Annotated in this window: 14 protein-coding genes; 6 read left to right on the top strand and 8 right to left on the bottom strand. The window is 46.1% G+C overall.

Annotated elements, in window-relative coordinates; all coding sequences use genetic code 11:
- Positions 1-19 precede the first annotated feature (19 nt).
- Entirely contained in the window at positions 20-1,789 is a 1,770-nt protein-coding gene (locus ACED36_RS16165; RefSeq protein WP_371733537.1) for a GNAT family N-acyltransferase, read from the top strand.
- Between the two features lie 89 nt (positions 1,790-1,878).
- Here ACED36_RS16165 and ACED36_RS16160 read toward each other — a convergent pair whose 3' ends face one another.
- The 6 genes from ACED36_RS16160 to ACED36_RS16135 all read right to left on the bottom strand — a co-directional run bounded on the left by ACED36_RS16160 (position 1,879) and on the right by ACED36_RS16135 (position 9,364).
- Entirely contained in the window at positions 1,879-2,430 is a 552-nt protein-coding gene (locus ACED36_RS16160; protein WP_371733536.1) for a DUF882 domain-containing protein, read from the bottom strand.
- A gap of 296 nt (positions 2,431-2,726) precedes the next feature.
- On the bottom strand, positions 2,727-4,382 hold the full coding sequence (locus tag ACED36_RS16155) for a murein L,D-transpeptidase (RefSeq protein WP_017002932.1): 1,656 nt from the start codon (positions 4,380-4,382) through the stop codon (positions 2,727-2,729).
- Positions 4,383-4,483: 101 nt separating this feature from the next.
- A complete protein-coding gene (locus ACED36_RS16150) occupies positions 4,484-5,596 on the bottom strand; it encodes a DUF1513 domain-containing protein (RefSeq protein ID WP_371733535.1) in 1,113 nt (370 codons plus the stop codon).
- 3 nt (positions 5,597-5,599) lie between these two features.
- Positions 5,600-6,634: an imelysin family protein gene (locus tag ACED36_RS16145; protein ID WP_241819084.1), complete on the bottom strand. Its 1,035-nt coding sequence runs from the start codon at positions 6,632-6,634 to the stop codon at positions 5,600-5,602.
- Positions 6,635-6,640: 6 nt separating this feature from the next.
- Positions 6,641-8,032, bottom strand: a complete 1,392-nt coding sequence (locus ACED36_RS16140) for a di-heme oxidoredictase family protein (protein WP_017002934.1) — start codon at positions 8,030-8,032, stop codon at positions 6,641-6,643.
- Positions 8,033-8,107: 75 nt separating this feature from the next.
- A complete protein-coding gene (locus ACED36_RS16135) occupies positions 8,108-9,364 on the bottom strand; it encodes an imelysin family protein (RefSeq protein ID WP_017002935.1) in 1,257 nt (418 codons plus the stop codon).
- A gap of 308 nt (positions 9,365-9,672) precedes the next feature.
- On the opposite strand from ACED36_RS16135, the gene ACED36_RS16130 reads away from it, so the two are divergent.
- Positions 9,673-10,164: a MarR family winged helix-turn-helix transcriptional regulator gene (locus tag ACED36_RS16130; RefSeq protein WP_016962342.1), complete on the top strand. Its 492-nt coding sequence runs from the start codon at positions 9,673-9,675 to the stop codon at positions 10,162-10,164.
- Between the two features lie 143 nt (positions 10,165-10,307).
- Here the strand turns inward: ACED36_RS16130 and ACED36_RS16125 are convergent, their stop codons facing one another.
- Positions 10,308-11,198 (bottom strand): DMT family transporter, encoded by an 891-nt coding sequence (locus ACED36_RS16125; RefSeq protein WP_017002936.1) that lies wholly within the window; start codon positions 11,196-11,198, stop codon positions 10,308-10,310.
- Between the two features lie 326 nt (positions 11,199-11,524).
- Here ACED36_RS16125 and ACED36_RS16120 point away from each other — a divergent pair, with 326 nt between their 5' ends.
- The gene (locus ACED36_RS16120) at positions 11,525-12,751 is read left to right on the top strand and encodes an EAL domain-containing protein (RefSeq protein WP_017002937.1); all 1,227 of its coding nucleotides are present in this window, start codon (positions 11,525-11,527) and stop codon (positions 12,749-12,751) included.
- Between the two features lie 94 nt (positions 12,752-12,845).
- Here ACED36_RS16120 and ACED36_RS16115 read toward each other — a convergent pair whose 3' ends face one another.
- The gene (locus ACED36_RS16115; protein WP_035008454.1) at positions 12,846-13,748 is read right to left on the bottom strand and encodes an aldo/keto reductase family oxidoreductase; all 903 of its coding nucleotides are present in this window, start codon (positions 13,746-13,748) and stop codon (positions 12,846-12,848) included.
- 211 nt (positions 13,749-13,959) lie between these two features.
- On the opposite strand from ACED36_RS16115, the gene ACED36_RS16110 reads away from it, so the two are divergent.
- The 3 genes from ACED36_RS16110 (at position 13,960) to ACED36_RS16100 (ending at position 17,817) form a co-directional block, all read left to right on the top strand.
- Complete coding sequence (locus ACED36_RS16110) at positions 13,960-14,655, top strand: aspartate/glutamate racemase family protein (protein WP_016962346.1); 696 nt, start codon at positions 13,960-13,962, stop codon at positions 14,653-14,655.
- 12 nt (positions 14,656-14,667) lie between these two features.
- Positions 14,668-15,174: a GNAT family N-acetyltransferase gene (locus tag ACED36_RS16105; protein ID WP_017002939.1), complete on the top strand. Its 507-nt coding sequence runs from the start codon at positions 14,668-14,670 to the stop codon at positions 15,172-15,174.
- Positions 15,175-15,501: 327 nt separating this feature from the next.
- The gene (locus ACED36_RS16100) at positions 15,502-17,817 is read left to right on the top strand and encodes a methyl-accepting chemotaxis protein (RefSeq protein WP_017002940.1); all 2,316 of its coding nucleotides are present in this window, start codon (positions 15,502-15,504) and stop codon (positions 17,815-17,817) included.
- The last annotated feature ends 72 nt before the right edge of the window (positions 17,818-17,889 follow it).

Genomic DNA, 17,889 nt, shown 5'->3' with positions numbered 1-17,889 from the left:
ACATACAGTAAGGACGCCCATGTTTAATATTGACGATGTTATCACCCATCATTACCCCACCTTGGCGGAAAAGCCATGGATCGCCCGACCGGTTTCATCCACACTTCGACGCTTACTCCACCAGCAAGCTTTTCATGATTTCGGCCACAAATACCCTTACCTCAAGGGCTTTGAGTTTATCGAACAGGTCTTGGATTATTTTCACTTTAGTTATTTCACCAGCGACCGAGAAAAAGAGCGCATTCCCGACTCTGGACGAGTGATTATCATTGCCAACCACCCTATCGGTTCGCTTGATGGATTAGCGCTACTCAAGCTGGTGAGAGAAATCCGCCCTGACGTTAAAGCCGTCGCCAATAACCTGTTAATGCAAATTGCTCCTCTTCACAATTGCCTGCTTCCGGTTAATAACATGTCGGGTAAAACGCCAAAAGAAAACTTACGCAAAATTGATGAATGGCTAAACAATGAGGGTGCATTGATCATCTTCCCCGCTGGCGAAGTATCGAGACTAGGCCCAACCGGTGTTAAAGACATCGACTGGCACAGTGGCTTCTTAAGAATGGCGACAAAAGCTAAGGCGCCGATCCTTCCCATTCACGTTGATGGCCGAAATTCTGCGGTTTTTTATGGCGCGTCGATGGTTTATAAGCCGCTTTCAACACTATTGTTGGTCAATGAAATGTTTGGGCAAGAGAACAACAACATCACCTTTACCATTGGCGAAACCATCCCTTTTTCAAGCTACAGTACCAGCGCAAATTTACCGTACAAAACACGAGTAAAGCTTTTTAAGAAGCACCTTTATAACATCGGCAAAGGGAAAGCCGGTCTCTTTCCCACGGAGTCTGCCATTGCCTCGCCAGAACCTCGTCTCACGCTAAGAAAAGAACTTGGAAACAGTGAGCGGCTTGGCGTTACGCCTGACGGTAAGGAAATCTACCTGTACCGATACAAAGATGAATCTTCCGTGATGCGAGAAATCGGCCGATTGCGAGAAATAGCATTTCGCGCCGTCGGTGAAGGAACCGGTCAGCGGCGTGACATCGATAAATATGACGAGCACTACTTTCATTTGGTGCTTTGGGACCCCACCGTGATGGACATTGTTGGCGCTTACCGTTTTTGTGATACCCAAGCGGTCATTGCCCAGCAAGGTATTGAGTGCTTATACACCCACACTTTGTTTGACTATGACCAAGGCATGACGCCCTTCCTTGATGCTGGGTTAGAACTGGGGCGAAGTTTTGTTCAGCCTAAGTATTGGGGCAAACGCAGTTTGGAATATTTGTGGCTGGGGATCGGCGCATTCTTGACTAAGCATCCACACTATCGCTACTTGTTTGGCCCAGTTTCCATCAGTAATGCCATGCCACATGCTGCCAAGGAGCTTCTCATCTTCTTCTATCGCACCTATTTTGGTGCCACGAACAAGGTCGCACAGTCTAAACAGCCATTCAATTTAGACACCCAAAAAGAGCATGAATTGCTAAGTCATTTTTGCGGTAACGACTATCAACAAGATTTGAAAACATTGAAAGTGTTGCTCGATAACCTCGGCACAGGCATTCCCACACTTTACAAACAATATGGTGAGCTTTGCGAACCCGGTGGTGTGCAGTTCTTGGATTTCGGTATCGACCCAGATTTCGCGAATTGTATCGACGGATTAGTGATGGTGGACATGACCAAACTCAAAGAGAAAAAGCGCCAGCGCTATATCCGAGCTGACCAAACCATAGCGAAATCAAAAGAAAAAGAAGCAGAAGCAGAAGCGATAAACGTCTAGCCGAAAAAAACAAAAAAGGCGCTAGCTCGAAAGCTGCGCCTTAATCTTTCACTGAGTAGCCTCCACAGAGGCTTGTTCAGGGAAATCTATTACCACGTTCTTACTGGACCAGTATCAATGTGGACAAACCCACTATTGGGGTAATAGCCAACGCCGCCCGCTTTGAGCGATCGCGCCGCATTACGAATATCTGCCAATGGCACGCCTTCAATATAGAAATCGAGAGCCTGCCCCGTCATGTGGTAACTTTTCTTCGCTTGACCGCCACCATTTTTACGCAGCATTTCATTCGTCGCCGGTGAACGATACCCTGAGATCATGGTAATCGGATTCTTCGCGCCGACCTGCTGATAAATCGCGGTTAGCTGATCGTATAACTTCTCATCCATATCTGTAGAAACGTTTCTGCGGTGATCACGACACAAATTGTTCAGCAGTTTCAGTTCATCTTCTAGATACTTTTGGCCATTAAAATAGCAAACATTAAGGTGTTCGCCGGTGTTTATGCTTGTCATTGCCAATTCGCGTGGCTCACCAGACGCCAAAGGCAACGCGAATGCAGCTTTTGGCAACGAAGCCGCCACAATAAACGCCGCACCGCCCAGCAAAAAGCGGCGACGTTGAGTATCCAAACCGTCCATAAAGCCCACTATTTCCCAAAATAAAAACTCAAAAAAAAGCCGCTCTCTGCTTTGACTCAGCAGTTCAGAGCGCTTCAAACATTTTGGAATTTAACGGCAGAAGAAGCAGGAATCAAACGGTCAAGTGTCTCTAAAATGAGCGAAACGCTGTAAAAAATACCGCTTCGTGCTGATTTTAAGTTGGTTTTTATCTTTGTCAGCGAAGTGTAAAAATATGTAATTGTGGCGTAGGTCTCAACTGACCTACGCTATCACACGGGTTCGTGTTACCCGCTTTTCAATTCGCTAGGCTAGGATTACAGGTTTTTTGCGGTTAATGATGCTGAAAGTGGCGTGCTGCGCTTGGGTCGTGCGTCATAATGATAGACATCATTGCGGAACTGCACTTCCCCATCTTCGTTAACCCATGCGGTTTGATAAATGGTGTGTACCGCGATTTTTTGTCTGAGTGATACCCACTTGGTTTCTGGGATCCGGCGATAATAGTCATAGTCACCAAATTCGAGTCCGGATCGGTTCAATAGTACTTGCGCTAATATCTCCGCTTTTTGAACCCGAATACAACCAGAACTAAATGCTCGGCTTTCTTTGTTAAACAAGCTTTTAGCTGGCGTGTCATGCAGATAAATCGCATTCCCATTAGGCGTATTAAACTTGTAGCGGCCCAAGGCATTAAAATTGCCAGGAGATTGTTGCAATCGATAAGGGAAGTTTCTCGCGGTCACGTTTTCCCAATCAATGTCTTCATGAGGGATCACGCTTCCATTCACCCAACTGCTTAACACTGTGTAACTGTGCTTTGCCAAATACTCATTATCTTGGCGTGCCTTAGGCAAAATGTCCTTTCGCATGATAGTCACGGGGACATTCCAACTTGGGTTAAACACAACGGAATCTAAGCGAGAATCAAACAAAGGTGTGCGTCGACTAGGGCGACCAACCACGACTTTGCTGTCGAGGATCATTTCGCTATCAATCCAAAGTTCCATTTCATAATTTGGAATATTCACAAGGATGATTTTCTGCCTTTCAGTCGGCCACAACCGCAAGCGCTCCATGTTCAGCGCGAGGATTTGAATCCGACTAATAGCCGATTTATTCAACCAGCGGCGTGTTTTGTCTCCAATCACCCCGTCTTCTTTTAAGCCATGGCGAGCTTGGAAACGCTTAACGGCCTGAGAAAGAACAGCGTTATAAAAACTGACCTGTTCGATTTTCAAGCGCTGCGCTTCAGTGACACTCAGCACCCCTTGCCGCTCAAGGTTTGTGATCAAACTATCTGCATTATCTAACTTGTCACCCGGACGAATCAAACCACGTTGAATGAGCTTAGGCCAATACGTTTCTTCGTCATCTTGGAGTTTGACGATGGCCTTAGCCATCTGCTTGTACTGTGAGGTGCTAGGGCGCAGCTCAAAGACGAAGCGATAAAGCTTATTCCGGCTAGCAAACGCAATAAGCTTGTTGGTTTGCGTCACCGTCGGCGAGGGAAGAGATTCTGTGATATCAGTACCGAAAAACCAGCTTTTTCCATTATCTGGGATCGATTCAATATAGCTGATCAAGGCAAGCAAGCTGTCGGTTGCAAACACATCATACGCACGCCAATCACCGCTGCTTCTTAGATCTCTAAGCACGACGGCACGCCATTCAAAGTTTTCACTTAGGCCCGCAAGAGAAATGATATTGATCTGTGTTTCGAGCTCATCTTTTGCACGATAATCATGCCAGATAGGTGAGAAAGAAAAATACTCATAAATATTCGCAAGCTCATTCGTGTTAGAAACCAATCCAACGTCTGACTCTGCTTGTTTTACCCAAGTGACTGCCGCCAATGAAGGCTTTTTTTGCATATCAGAAGGCTCTGATGCGCATAACGACGGTGCCCACAAAAACATTGGAATGAGTGCTGTTACCCACAATGTCTTGAAAAGCGTACGAGCTGAAAACATGCGCTACCTCCCATTTGAGATCTTAGTATGGCAAAGGACGCGGCTTTCGTTAGCGGATTTTTTATGATTCTAGAAAAACAAAGGGTTAGAAAAATGTCATTCTAAAGCATGACCCAATGATTATCCCAGGCCACCTCAGATGTCTGAAAAGTAATACTTTTTCTCGGTTCTTGTATTACCACTCTTCCTGTTCCCGCACTGATCGCGAAGCCTTCCCGTTGCGCTGACGCACCAGAAGCATCCATCAATGAAGAGATCGCCTGAAGCTCACCCGTTTCTATGTCCCATATTCCAAAGCAATTTCCACGAGGAGAAGTTGCAATAACCTGCGACCCCGTGCATGCCACACTGCCAATGTACTGCTGAAAACGCGTCCAGTGTTCAGTACCCGCCTTTAGTGCAGTAAAGTCACCATTATTTCTTTTTATCGCTAACAAAGGTGCGATGTGGTCAGGGTCACCTTTATATTGCTGCGCAATCACCACGTCCTGATTAGGGCTAACAGCAAGATGACGAATGCTAAGTTGGTTGTCTGTAAGTTGATGCTTTTCAACAATGCGGCCTGATGGAATGTCTATCAACACCAGTGACGGCGACATCGAATCAAGGTTTGTCGCTGTTCGATTATCGGTACGAATACCACCAACAGCGACAGCTAACGTCGTTTCGTTAACCACTTTTATCTCATGCGGCCCGATCCCAAACCCCGCTATTTCACGCTCTTTTTTAAGCACGCCATCTGGGTGAATGTGATAGACGCCGACAATACCCTCACTCGTCCCCTTAACGCCTTCGGTGGTAAACAAAGTATTTCCGAGCACATCACCATGACCATAGAAATATCGATTAATATCGGAAAGATAGGTCGAGATTGTTTGTCCCGTATCAATAGATAGCACTTGGACAAATGCCCCGGGTCGACGTGCGAACACAAAGCCGAACCGAGTGAGAGGATCGACCACCAGCCCATGCCCCCGAGAAGGCAGTGGCGAGGTATAACATACCTCCCCCGAATCATTCATTGCCATCACGGCGAACGTCCCATCGCTTTGCCGAGCACAGCCAATATAGGCGGGCGAGGATTGTGCAGCTGACGTTCCGCGAAGGGTTAACCCGCCCGCTATACTCGTTGTTGCCATTACGCCAAGCGCAGACAGCATTACTCTTCGGCGTTTTTGGCTTACTTCTGTTTGCTCTTCATTGTTCGGGCGCACGAGCTAATCACCATCCGTCGAATTAAAACCAACCACCATGCCAAGTGCAGGTGCCGCTTCATCGGCCAACGCGATCTTCAGGTACTCCAAATTGTTCGAAAGCGTCATTAATTGACGATAACCCGTTTGGTTGGTCAGAATGGGTTTCATGCCATTACCTGTCGGCACACTCTCTTGCGCGGCCTTCCAATGCTTAGTTAATCTATCAGCTAACTCAGACTGATCCCTATCACGAAGAAGCGTATCGAGAGTGACAATATAACGCGCATTCAACGCTTCAATACTGCTACGCAGCAAAGCCAATGATTGCGATGAACGCCAGGCTTGCGCTTGATACGGCTTAGGGAAACCTGGTTTCCCCATAGGGAAGGACAACGTTTTGATGGTGGCGTCTAGCTGCCCCGCCAAAATGCTGAGTGCCGCTTTCTCACGTTGATCTTGTGACGAAGTTTCCCAAGGATTAGTTTGCCAGATAGCCTCCATTTCAAGGGTTGATTGCTTCAAACGTGCCGCTACCGCTTGCATCACTTCGCAACGGGTGGCCAAAGCAGAAACATTTGCTTTATCAAACAACAACCATTCCAACGCACCAAGCCCCTGAACCGCAACACTGCTGCCGGCTAAACTCTCTGGCGTGACGTCACCAGCGCTATCAAGTAGCTGCGTAAGTTGTCTACCTGTGGTGTTTTTCTTGTCAGGATAGAATTGGATTTGCCAACTCAAAGACATGGCGGCTTCGTGACCAAAATTGGCGCCTGCTAACGGTTGCCACGCCCTCATGGTTTCCGTCCATTGTGCTTGTGCGTTCGCTAACGTCTCTGGTGTTGCTGTTTTACACAAAGACGACACGTCTGCTTCTAGCTTTTTGGCGTGCAAAGCAAACGTTAACGCAGACTGTTTTTGCATATCCCAAAGCAAACTTGAGGATATTCCAGAATTCGCTGGATTATCACAACCCGACAAAAGTGACAGCGTCATAATTAACGCGAGCCACTTGGTACCATCCGTGTATCCGTTCATCAAAAGACTCTTCATCATTCGTTCCTATAACGACTTTAGAAACGCAATCAAAGCTTCGCGCTGTTGTGTGTTAAATCCCAACACGGCTTGCTTGCTAGCTTGCGCTTCACCGCCATGCCAAAGGATCGCTTCTAATTCATTTCGAGCTCGGCCATCGTGCAAATACTCGGTATGACCGTTCACTTCTTCGGTGTAGCCAATACCCCATAGCGGCGCGGTTCGCCATTCGCGGCCATTCGCAATGAACTCACCGCGGTTATCTGCCAAACCCTCTCCCATGTCGTGCAACAATAAATCCGTGTATGGGTGAATGATCTGATCACTCAGGGCTGGTCTGTCTTTTCGCTCACCGGTTTTTAATGAAGATTGATGACAGCTTGCACACCCTGCACCTAGAAATAGTGCCTCCCCTTCGATGACACGCGGATCATCGATATTTCTGCGCATGGGTACAGCGAGGTGTTGAGAATAAAACTCAACGAAATTGAGGATTTTCTCACTGACTTCTGACTCTCCACCATTGGGGAGCCGCTCACAAAGATCTTGTGACGCTGAGCAATTTTCCTCTGGGAATAATGTGCTGGTTAAGCCTAAATCACCATTGAATGCAGCGGCATTTTGTTGCATTAATGACGGTTGACCCGCTTTCCAGCCAAAACGTCCGATCACGGTCTTAGCTTTTTCCACATCCCAAACGTAGTTGGGTCGACCCGACACACCTTTGCCCGCGTCTTCTTGCGCCACTGCTATCGCCAGTAGCGTCGAATCAGGAATGGATTCCAACAATCCCAACCCAATCATCGGTGGAGCAATGCGTGCCGACATTTCAGTGTCTGGGTCCATTTCACCGTAGTTTAAATCTTGAATACTAATAATTGGCTTACGCAACGTGACAGCGTGACCATCTTTAAACGTTTCGGTGTGGTATTCGTAGTCGACCACAATACGGCCTTCTGGCTTTTCACCAGAAAGCGCAAAATCTTGAAGCTGGCCGCCATAAATAGGCTCAGAGATGTTTCCGGTCATAATCAGCTGTTTTTTCTGCGCATGGGTGATTGCCGGAATACTCAAGCGGATCAACAAGGAAACCGCATTCTGATCGCCCTTCTGCGGCAGGTGTCCGCGACCATCTTTTATGTGACAGTTCTGGCATCCGTTGGTATTGAACAGCGGACCAAGTCCATCTCTTGCATCGGTAGATGCAGGTGAACTCACCCAAGGGTTGCGAAAGAAACTGTTACCGACACTGAAATCAATGCGCTCACTCATCGGTAAATTAGTCGCGGGTTGGGAAAAGGCATTCGCGCCTTGTTTGTTCGTCGTGGTATCGCCGCCAGTTTTAATCGCACTCGCCGCTGACGAAAAAGAGAATGATGAAAAGACAACGAAAGTGAGGAGTAAAAGCGAATATTTCATAACTACAATCCATACAAATAAGCGCGCAGCCAACACAACAGATACTTTGCGTTGGCGACGCCCTAATTGGCGTGACTAAAACTGATGATCAGCGCTGTCTGGGTTTAAGTTGCTAATCTCTAGCAAGCCAGCGATAGACTCAATGCCTCGCGTTTGCTGCACTAACGCGGCAATCGCGTCATTGATCATTTGATGTCCAGCCGTGTTGTTTGAAGCAATCAGTTGGTCAAAATGAACATTGTTCACTTCAGCTGATTCCACCAACTTAAACACAGCGCTTCGGGCTGAATCAAAATCTGATTTGATCGCATTCGCTTTTTCTGGATTGGATTGTTTAACCATGTCGAACAATGAAGGGCCGTTCAAGGTCGAACCATCTGCACGGGAATATGTCCCAGTGAAGACGTTATAAATGCCTTGTTCGTTGTAGTAGTGAGAGTTATGCGTATTGTCAGAAAAGCAATCATGCTCATCTTCAGTCGAATTCGCTTCTAACGCGACTTTCATACGCTCACCCGCCAATTCGCCTAACGAAAGTGAGCCCATACCAAACAACATCTTACGCAGGCCGTTTTCACTGCTTTCACTCAATAATGTTTGACGATAATTATTCGACACGCCCTCTGCCCATTGATTTTCCATCCATGCCAAATCCGTGATCAGCAATTCTGAAGCGGCCTTTAAATACGCTCTGCGACGGTCACAGTTATCATTTGTGCATGACGCTTCGTAAGCAAAATCAGTATATGAGCGATTACCCGCGCCGCTGTTTGTACCGTTAAGGTCTTGCCCCCAAAGTAGAAATTCGATGGCGTGATAACCCGAGGCTACATTGGCTTCAGACCCACCCAATTCGTTTAAGGAAGCAATCAACTCCGGCGTTATCTGCTTAACATCCAGCACGTCATGACCAATGCGAAGCGAATCATTCGCCACAATGTTCGCCACAGCGCCGTCATTACCGAGTTCATATTGATAATCCTGTGCAACATAATCGATCAGCCCTTCATCCAACGGCCAAGCATTTAATTGCCCTTCCCAGTCGTCCACAATGGCATTGCCAAAGCGAAACACCTCAGATTGCTGATACGGCACGCGCGCCGCAAGCCATGCAAGTTTTGCCGTCGCTAGAGTTTGCGCTGAAGGTTGCTCAATGAGCGCATCGATAGCGACATCGAGTTGAATCGCTGTTGTGTGTGAATCACTGTAAACAGCATGGGCAACATCTGCATAATGCTCGACAACCTGCTCGGGCGTTGCAGCCGCGGCATTGAATGAAACAAATGAAAGTGAACATACGGAAAAGGCAAAAGCCCGTGATGAAGGCGTCATAATCTATCCTTGATGAGTGATGTGTAACAAGTTATTGCGAATGAGAGTGATTATTACACTCAACAATGCATTAGTTCAAATGATAATGAGATAAAAAATCATTTAGATACGCATCTAGTGACAAGGAAACACTAACAACTCTTTATCAAAACGGATAATTCGACATCAAAATAGATTCTTTGACGTAGCAACATCGCATCTTTGGTTTCCGGTGTGTAAGGTTGTTTAAAAAGCCTTTTAATATTTGCTTTTTACACAGATAATTTCGCGGAATTTCACACTCTGCACAAGGTTAAGGAGACGCTTCGATGGAGAAGCACGAAGAGGTACTGGTTGCGCTTAGGCAAATTATTCGAGCCATCGACCTGCATTCACGTAAGCTCAACAAAGTCGCTGGTCTCACCGGCCCTCAACTCGTGTTAATGCGAGCGATTCATGATTTGGATGAAGTGACTATTCGTCAATTGTCGAATCACACCAATATGAGCCAAGCCACTGCAACAACCATTCTCGATCGCCTTGCTAGTCGTAACCTTATCGTGCGTGTAAGAAGTAATCTTGATAAGCGAAAAGTGCATGCGCACCTCACACCAGAAGGCGAAAAAGCGCTTGAGCAAGCGCCAAAGCCATTGCAGGAAAGTTTCATCTCTCGCTTTCAATCGTTGGAAGAGTGGGAACAATCTTTGCTGATTTCTTCGGTGCAGCGTATTTCATCAATGATGAATGCGGAAAATATTGATGCTGCTCCTCTCTTAGAGGTTTCAGCACTGACCACCGCCGAGTCAGAGAAAGCCGAATAAGTATTTTTCTTTAAGTCATGAAACCATGATTTTCTCAACATGCTTATCTAAAACAAAGAGCCCTTTTAGGGCTCTTTGTTTTTTTGAACTCTCTTACTTTTTCTTATCAATCTAACTTAAACTCCGCATCGGCACTTCGTCGTCTAAATACTTTTGGCCGCTTTCCTGCCTTTTAACATCCCCGTAGCCAGTGCCGTACCTGAGAAGATGGCTAACGCCCCGATCAGCATTCTTACCGTGATGGTTTCATCGAGGAACATTGCCCCCCAAACGGCCGCAAATAGCGGTATGAGAAAGGTCACCGTAATGGTATTCGCGGGCCCAACACGGCTAATCAATCGGAAAAAGATCACATACGCAAAACCTGTCGACGCAAAACCAAGTACCATGGCAGACATCCAGCCAGCAGCACTTGGCATTGTCTCAGGCCAAAACAGAACACCGAATGGCAACAACACCAGTGTTGAACCCAACTGACTGCCCGTTGCGGTAACAAGTGGCGGAACACCCGTCAAAAAGCGTTTCGTGTAGCTTGCCGAAATACCATACATTAGCGTTGCCCCTAATACTGCGAGAACCGGCCACCCTAGACCTTGGTCACCAAAATCCAACTTACCCCACACCAAAATCACAACACCGACCACACCCATGAGAAGACCAAGTATCCGGTTTTTCGTCATGGATTCGCCAAGCCAAAAATAAGCAATAATCGCCCCCCATATTGGGGTTCCCGCATTAACAATCGACGCAAAACTACCTGACACACTGATCATTGCATATGCGAATAGCAAGAAAGGAAAGGCCGAACTGAACAATCCAACGACACAAGCATGAAACCAATGTGTTTTGAATTCACCTAATTGGCCTTTCACGATAAGAATGGGTAAAAGAAGCAACGTCGCTAAACCAACGCGAACCAATATCAGTGCAAACGGGCCAAAGGATGGCACGGCATAACGAATCAGAATAAAAGCCCCCCCCCAAAGTGCGGCTAAAAGCACTAAGTCAAACACATCTTTCCGTTCCATTTCCATTATGTATCCTGCATTTGTTTGTTACTTGTCTTGAAGTCACTCGGTGTAATTACCACTAATGTAATCGCTCAGATGAATATCATTCGCCGAAATCGGCCATTGCAGCGAGATCAATGAGCTTAATGAGCTTAATGAGCTTAATGAGCTTAATGAGCTTAATGAAAATTTACACATTTTTTGGATGAGTGACTGAGCGCTAAGCGCATCAAAAAACTCAATAAATCACAATTTTTGCCACTATGTCGGTTTTTTAGGATGAGCGATAGATTGTAAATTGATGGGAAGCATCTAGTTTTAACATTGAGACATATTTTTAGGACAATGAGATGAGCAAAGATAGACGTATTTTGATCGTTGATGACTCGGCCGCCATTTTAGAGTTGATTGGTGGCATGCTTAATGATCTCGGATACAAGTATGTCACTCGCTTCTCATCATCAGTCGATGCAATAAATGAAGTGCGTCGGTTTCCTGCTAAATATGACATTGTACTCACCGACCTAAACATGCCAGACATTGATGGAATGGGCGTGATCCGAGAGCTCGGCAATATGAGTTTCAAAGGTGGCGTTTGCATTATTTCTGATCTGGATGTGCGGATTATTGAACTCGCGGCGGAAGTCGCTCGCCAACAGTTTATTTGCCTGCTTGGTAACGTTTCCAAGCCGCTAAAAGTAGAAGCTTTGCAGCTGATCATTGACAGAATGGACCAAATCGAAGAACGCCGATTTACCAACTTTAAAAAAATGCGCAAAGAAGAGTTGCTCAACTGTATCATGAGCCACCAAGTCATACCCTACTATCAGCCTAAATTGAACCCTCAAAATAACCGCGTCGAAAGCCTCGAAGTCCTCGCACGCATTCGACTACCGGGCGAAGCAGATGCCGTGCTGCCTGGTCGCTTCATTCCCACCGCAATCAAACATGATTTGATGGATTTAATGACCATGCAATTGGCCGAAACGACCGCCAAAGATATGTCAAAGCTGTCAGAGATATTCGGTGACAAGGTCAAAATCAGTATTAATTTGTCTGCGCAGCAATTGGCCGACTTAGAGATCCCCAACCGCCTCGAAAGTCTCTTTGAAGCAAGGGGGATAGAGAAGACACGGGTGGTACTGGAAATTACAGAGGAATACGCTCTCAAAACGTGCGAACAGATGGAGTCACTCAATCGACTTCGCATCAAAGGCTATGGATTGTCGATGGATGATTTCGGCACGGGCTTCACCAATATTCAACAGTTACGGAGTTTGCCTTTTACGGAAGTCAAAATTGATAGAACACTGATCAATCACATCCATCAAGATCTATTCAGTCAAGTGATCGTCCAATCACTGGCAGAAATCACTAATTCATTTGATGTGGATTTGGTCGCTGAAGGTATAGAACATTTTGAAGATCTGGACTATCTCTATTCCAGATACCCCGGCATTTTACTGCAAGGCTTTTTGATTTGTCGGCCCAAGCCCATTGAAAGCTTGGGCAGCTGGTACAACAGCTGGTTAAAAGGTGTTGGTGCAACTCTTGCAACCAATGGAACAAGCAGCTAAGCCCTTTAAGCTAAACACTGATTGTTCCGGATAATCACGAATCAATCCATTGACGTCTATACATGCAATATGTCGGCGCAATCTCTTTCAGCGTTTATGGCACCCCAAACCCTTTGCTGGCGACCCAAATGCGATACCACTGTTCGCGACTAAGCGCCAAAGACATCGCTTCCAGCGCCGATTTCACTCGCTCAATTTTACCAGACCCCACGATCGGCAAGGGTTTGCTAGGTAAGCGATGTACAAATGCGTAGATCACCTGCTCTAGCGTGGCATCCAATTCTTGAGCAATCTCACTCAACGTCTCTCTCAAGCGAACGGCCTGCTCTGAATCAGAATGGAAGATTTCTCCGCCTGCCAAACAAGACCATGCCATTGGTCTTACGCGTAACTGCTGCATCAAATCCAAGGTGCCATCGTGGGCGACATCAAAGTTGATAGGGTTGATTTCCACTTGGTTGGTGACCAATGGCTTATCAAGTCGTGACTGAAGCAATGAAAATTGACTTGGCGTGAAATTAGACACACCAAAGTGTTTCACTTTGCCAGCAAGGTGCAGCTTTTCAAACGTTTCAGCCACTTCATCGGCATCCATCAAACAATCTGGGCGATGAATGAGCACTACATCGAGGCTTTCCACGCCAAGGCGTGACAAGCTATTGTTCACCGACTGAGTGATATGAGACTCACTGGTGTCATAGTGATTAATCTTACGCTCGGGCGCCGTTTTACTCACTAAATGTATATCGCATTTAGAGACGATTTCCATTTTATCGCGTAGGCTTGGCTCCAGTTTTAACGCCTCGCCAAACAACGTTTCACAACGATAATCACCATAGATATCAGCATGATCGACAGTGGTAATACCCATGTCTAGGTGCTGCTTAATAAATGTGAGTCTTTCTTGAGCTGACATGTTCCATTCAGCCAAACGCCAATAACCCTGAACCAACGCAGATAGCTCTGGTCCATTTGGTGCGATGACTACCCTTTCCATTTTCGCCACACTGAATACTCCTACATTGACCTACAAACCTAGGTCCAAAAAACAACGCATTGTCGAGAAAAATGCAATCGGATACGTTTCGCAGACTATCAGTGTCTTTTCGGAAATTATATGGTATTTACTACGAAGTGTGAGCTTCATAATCACACTCGAGCAAGGAATCATCAAGGGTTCGCCTAAGCAGAACATAGGGACGCGCACAATGAAAATAATTGGTTTGATAGGCGGCATGAGTTGGGAGTCGACCGCGACCTATTATCGACTCCTCAATCAGATGACCAAAGACACACTGGGCGGCCATCATTCGTCGAAAATAGTGCTCAGCAGTGTCGATTTCGCAGAAATTGAAGCACTCCAGCGCGCAGGAGATTGGGATGCTTCCGCTCAGATTTTGGCGAAAGAAGCGCAAAAACTAGAAGCTGCTGGTGCTGAGTTTGTCATGATTGGCACCAACACCATGCACAAAGTTGCGCCTGCCGTGCAAGAAGCCATTACTGTTCCCTTACTGCACATCGCCGACGCAACCGCGGACAGGCTAAAAATCGACGGCATTCAACATGTAGGATTGCTGGGCACACGATTTACGATGTCTCAGCCTTTTTATAAAGAACGGCTCATTGCGCAAGGGATTAAAGTCACGGTGCCACCGGAGTGGCATCAAGACATCGTTCACGAGATCATCTACCAAGAACTTTGCCAAGGTAAGGTATCAGCGCACTCGCGCAAGCAGTACTTGTCTGTGATGGATGACCTCAAAGCGCAAGGGGTTGAAGCCGTCATTTTGGGTTGCACAGAAATTGGCTTGTTAGTACAACAAAAACACACCTCAATGCCGCTTTATGACACGACCGAATTACATGCAGCAGCGGCTGTAAAGCTTGCGCTAAAAGAACGCTAAGGGAGTAAGAACGTGACAATTAGAAATGCGACTATTGCCGATCTCGACGCGATTAACGCGATTTACAACCACTATGTGTTAGAGACTGCCATTACGTTTGACTATGACACTTGGTCACCAGAGCGACGATTAGCGTGGTTTGAAAAGCTTACGCATAGCGATGGCTATTACCATGTATTAGTGAAGGAAGATCCTGAAGATGAGGTTATCGGGTTTGCATATAACGGCGAATTTCGTGAAAAACTGGCATACAAAATCAGCAGCGAAATGACTATTTACCTCCACCATGAATGTCGTGCGAAAGGGTCAGGTTCTGAGTTAATGACAGCATTGCTGGAAAAAATGGATGCCTCACCTATTCGCCGCGCCTATTCTGTGATTACCCTCCCCAACCCTGCCTCCCTGCGTTTGCATGAAAAGTTTGGCTTTAAACAAGTGGGATTATTAACCGACACTGGCTATAAATTTGAGCAATATTACTCTGTCGCAATATTAGAGAAATCAACACATCATCAGTAAGTTAATTCCTACTTGTTTTAATCTCTTTTATTTCATCAGGCACGTACACTGTAACGTGCCTATTTTAATTGACGACACCACCCAGATTTATCGACAAGCACACAAACAACCCGCCCTCAAAAAATGACAAACTCATATTATTTGTCATTTAAATTCTCATATTGCAATTTTAAAACTCTCACTCATAAAAATAAACACCATGTAATTCATGTTGTTAAATTTCTTCTGTAAGAAAAACCATTGAATCAACAATATTGGGGTAAAAGTTCCCTACAATTACAGAGTGTCACATCTGCAATTTTTGTTTAATTATTAGGGCATGGCAGCATGAACATATCCACAAAAATTAAAACCGCTTTTGTCGCCATGAGCGCTGCAGCCGTCATTGCAACGGCAGCATTACTAACAATTACGGCAAGCGAAACATCAAGCGCTGCGCTTGAACATCAAATCCAAAATCAATTGATGTCCGCTCGTGAAGTAAAAAAATCGGAAATAGAACGCTACTTCAACACCATCTCTCAGCAGCTAACTAACCTCGCGAATTCCACCATGACAGAAGACGCGATGATTCAGTTTTCGACGAGTTTTCAAAGCGTCACGACCGAAGCCGAATTAGTGCCAGATCAAGCCGATACACTTAAAAATTATTATGTGAATGACTTCGGTAGTACCTTCACAGAGACGAACGGTAAGCCATCTAATGCACTTGCAAATCTAGGTGCTATTGGTCTCAATGGGAAGCTGCTTCAACAAGCTTATATCGGACTAAATTCGCACCCTCTAGGTAACAAGCATTTACTGGATAAAGCTGCTGACGGTACGACGTATAGTGAAGTTCATGATGTTTTCCACTCCAATTACCGCACCTTCCTTGAATCTTTCGGTTACTACGATATTTTCATGGTCGACAATTCGGGCAATGTCGTTTATTCGGTGTTTAAAGAACTCGACTACGCCACCAATCTTATTGATGGCCCATACAAAACCAGTGGATTAGCAGAAGCCTTTGCAGGCGCAAGAAACCTTAATAAAGGTGCATTCAACTTTGTCGACTATGCACCTTACTACCCTTCATATGACAGCCCTGCTTCGTTCATCGCCACCCCAGTCGTTCGAAATGGCACCAACATTGGTGTGCTGATATTCCAAATGCCTATCGACAGCATTAACGCCATCATGACCTACGACGGTAATTGGGAGCTCGACGGTATGGGAACCACTGGCGAAAGCTTCATTGTTGGTCCAGATAATCTAATCCGCTCGCAAGCTCGAATGCTGGTAGAAAACAAAGAACGCTACCTCGACATGCTCCGTACTTCGGGTGTTCCCGCGGAGACTGTCAATCGCATCGGTTTAACTGAATCTTCTTCCGGGCAACAAAGTATCCGCTCAGTCCATACCAATGCTGCTTTACAGGGCGAATCAGGCTTTATTTCAGGTCTGAATCACGCCGGGAAACATGTATTCGCTGCTTATCGTCCTATATCGATACTAGGAAAAAACTGGGCGCTAGTAGCTGAAATTGAAACGGCGGAAGCCCTGTCCAGAGTCAATGAGTTGCATACGTCATTGGAGAGAATCGCATTGATGGTTGGAACAGCATTGATACTGCTTTCTCTCATCATTGCCTGGATGATTTCAGGGAGTATTAGCAAACCTATTACTGAGTTGACCACGAGTATTTCACACATTGCCAAAACTCACGATTTGACGATTCGGCTGAAGGAAACAGGAAAAGATGAAATTGCTGAGTTGTCGAAATCCATGAATATGATGTTGGAAGACTTTCTCGACGTCATTAAAGGCGCTGATACCGCAGTCAAAGCCCTAGGGATGGCTTCAGATAACATTCAGAATAACATCAATACCATGCGGAAAGAGGTCGACCTACAAGCCGCTAATTCAAATCAGGTCGCGACAGCCGCCACACAAATGAGCGCGTCGATTACCGAGGTGGCTAGTTTTGCCAATAACGCCTCTGAATCATCAGAAAACGTGGTTCAATCAGTTCGTCAAAGTGCTGATGTGGGGCAGCAATTAGTCAGTGAGATTTCGCAGCTATCTAATCGCATGGGTGATGCGACTGAGTCCATGGAGCAACTGTCGGCGGAAAGTAACTCTATCGGGTCTGTGCTCGATGTGATCCAGGGAATCGCAGAGCAGACAAATCTTCTTGCTTTGAATGCGGCAATCGAAGCCGCCCGCGCCGGCGAACAAGGCAGAGGGTTTGCTGTGGTGGCTGACGAAGTGCGCTCATTAGCTATTCGTACACAAACATCCACAGAAGAGATCCGCGCAAAGGTCGAATCGTTGCAGAAAGAAACCAACAAAGTGGTTACTGGCATTAGTGGCGCCAATCAGTTTGTCGCCAGCAGCGTGGATAATTGCAATAAAAACAATAAGATGCTTGAAGAGATTGCGAGTATGATGACGGGCATTAATGACATGAACACGCAAATTGCCACTGCCGCCAATGAGCAATCTACGGTCACGGAAGACATCACGATTAACGTGAATAATATTGCGCGTTCAGCGGAGTCCGTCTCTGACCGAACCCACGATACCGATAACACCGCTCAAAGCATTAACACGCAGGCGCACAAGTTAACTGAGCAGATTGGTATGTTTAAAATTGCTTAGTCCTAACCAAGAAAATTTAGGACTACGCCAAAAAAAGATGAAAAATAGATAAAAAAAGGCCAGCATCGATGC

Origin of the sequence: Enterovibrio sp. FF113 (assembly GCF_041439165.1) — a bacterium.
GTDB classification, from domain to species: Bacteria; Pseudomonadota; Gammaproteobacteria; order Enterobacterales; family Vibrionaceae; genus Enterovibrio; species Enterovibrio norvegicus_A.
This window is presented reverse-complemented; position numbering and strand designations above follow the sequence as displayed.

What these genes read in the sequence shown, in the direction of transcription:
- ACED36_RS16135 (WP_017002935.1), bottom strand. Translation starts at nt 9,364, where the DNA reads ATGACGCCTTCATCACGGGCTTTTGCCTTTTCCGTATGTTCACTTTCA.
- ACED36_RS16165 (WP_371733537.1), top strand. Translation starts at nt 20, where the DNA reads ATGTTTAATATTGACGATGTTATCACCCATCATTACCCCACCTTGGCG.
- ACED36_RS16100 (WP_017002940.1), top strand. Translation starts at nt 15,502, where the DNA reads ATGAACATATCCACAAAAATTAAAACCGCTTTTGTCGCCATGAGCGCT.
- ACED36_RS16110 (WP_016962346.1), top strand. Translation starts at nt 13,960, where the DNA reads ATGAAAATAATTGGTTTGATAGGCGGCATGAGTTGGGAGTCGACCGCG.
- ACED36_RS16160 (WP_371733536.1), bottom strand. Translation starts at nt 2,430, where the DNA reads ATGGACGGTTTGGATACTCAACGTCGCCGCTTTTTGCTGGGCGGTGCG.
- ACED36_RS16145 (WP_241819084.1), bottom strand. Translation starts at nt 6,634, where the DNA reads ATGATGAAGAGTCTTTTGATGAACGGATACACGGATGGTACCAAGTGG.
- ACED36_RS16140 (WP_017002934.1), bottom strand. Translation starts at nt 8,032, where the DNA reads ATGAAATATTCGCTTTTACTCCTCACTTTCGTTGTCTTTTCATCATTC.
- ACED36_RS16130 (WP_016962342.1), top strand. Translation starts at nt 9,673, where the DNA reads ATGGAGAAGCACGAAGAGGTACTGGTTGCGCTTAGGCAAATTATTCGA.
- ACED36_RS16120 (WP_017002937.1), top strand. Translation starts at nt 11,525, where the DNA reads ATGAGCAAAGATAGACGTATTTTGATCGTTGATGACTCGGCCGCCATT.
- ACED36_RS16125 (WP_017002936.1), bottom strand. Translation starts at nt 11,198, where the DNA reads ATGGAAATGGAACGGAAAGATGTGTTTGACTTAGTGCTTTTAGCCGCA.
- ACED36_RS16115 (WP_035008454.1), bottom strand. Translation starts at nt 13,748, where the DNA reads ATGGAAAGGGTAGTCATCGCACCAAATGGACCAGAGCTATCTGCGTTG.
- ACED36_RS16155 (WP_017002932.1), bottom strand. Translation starts at nt 4,382, where the DNA reads ATGTTTTCAGCTCGTACGCTTTTCAAGACATTGTGGGTAACAGCACTC.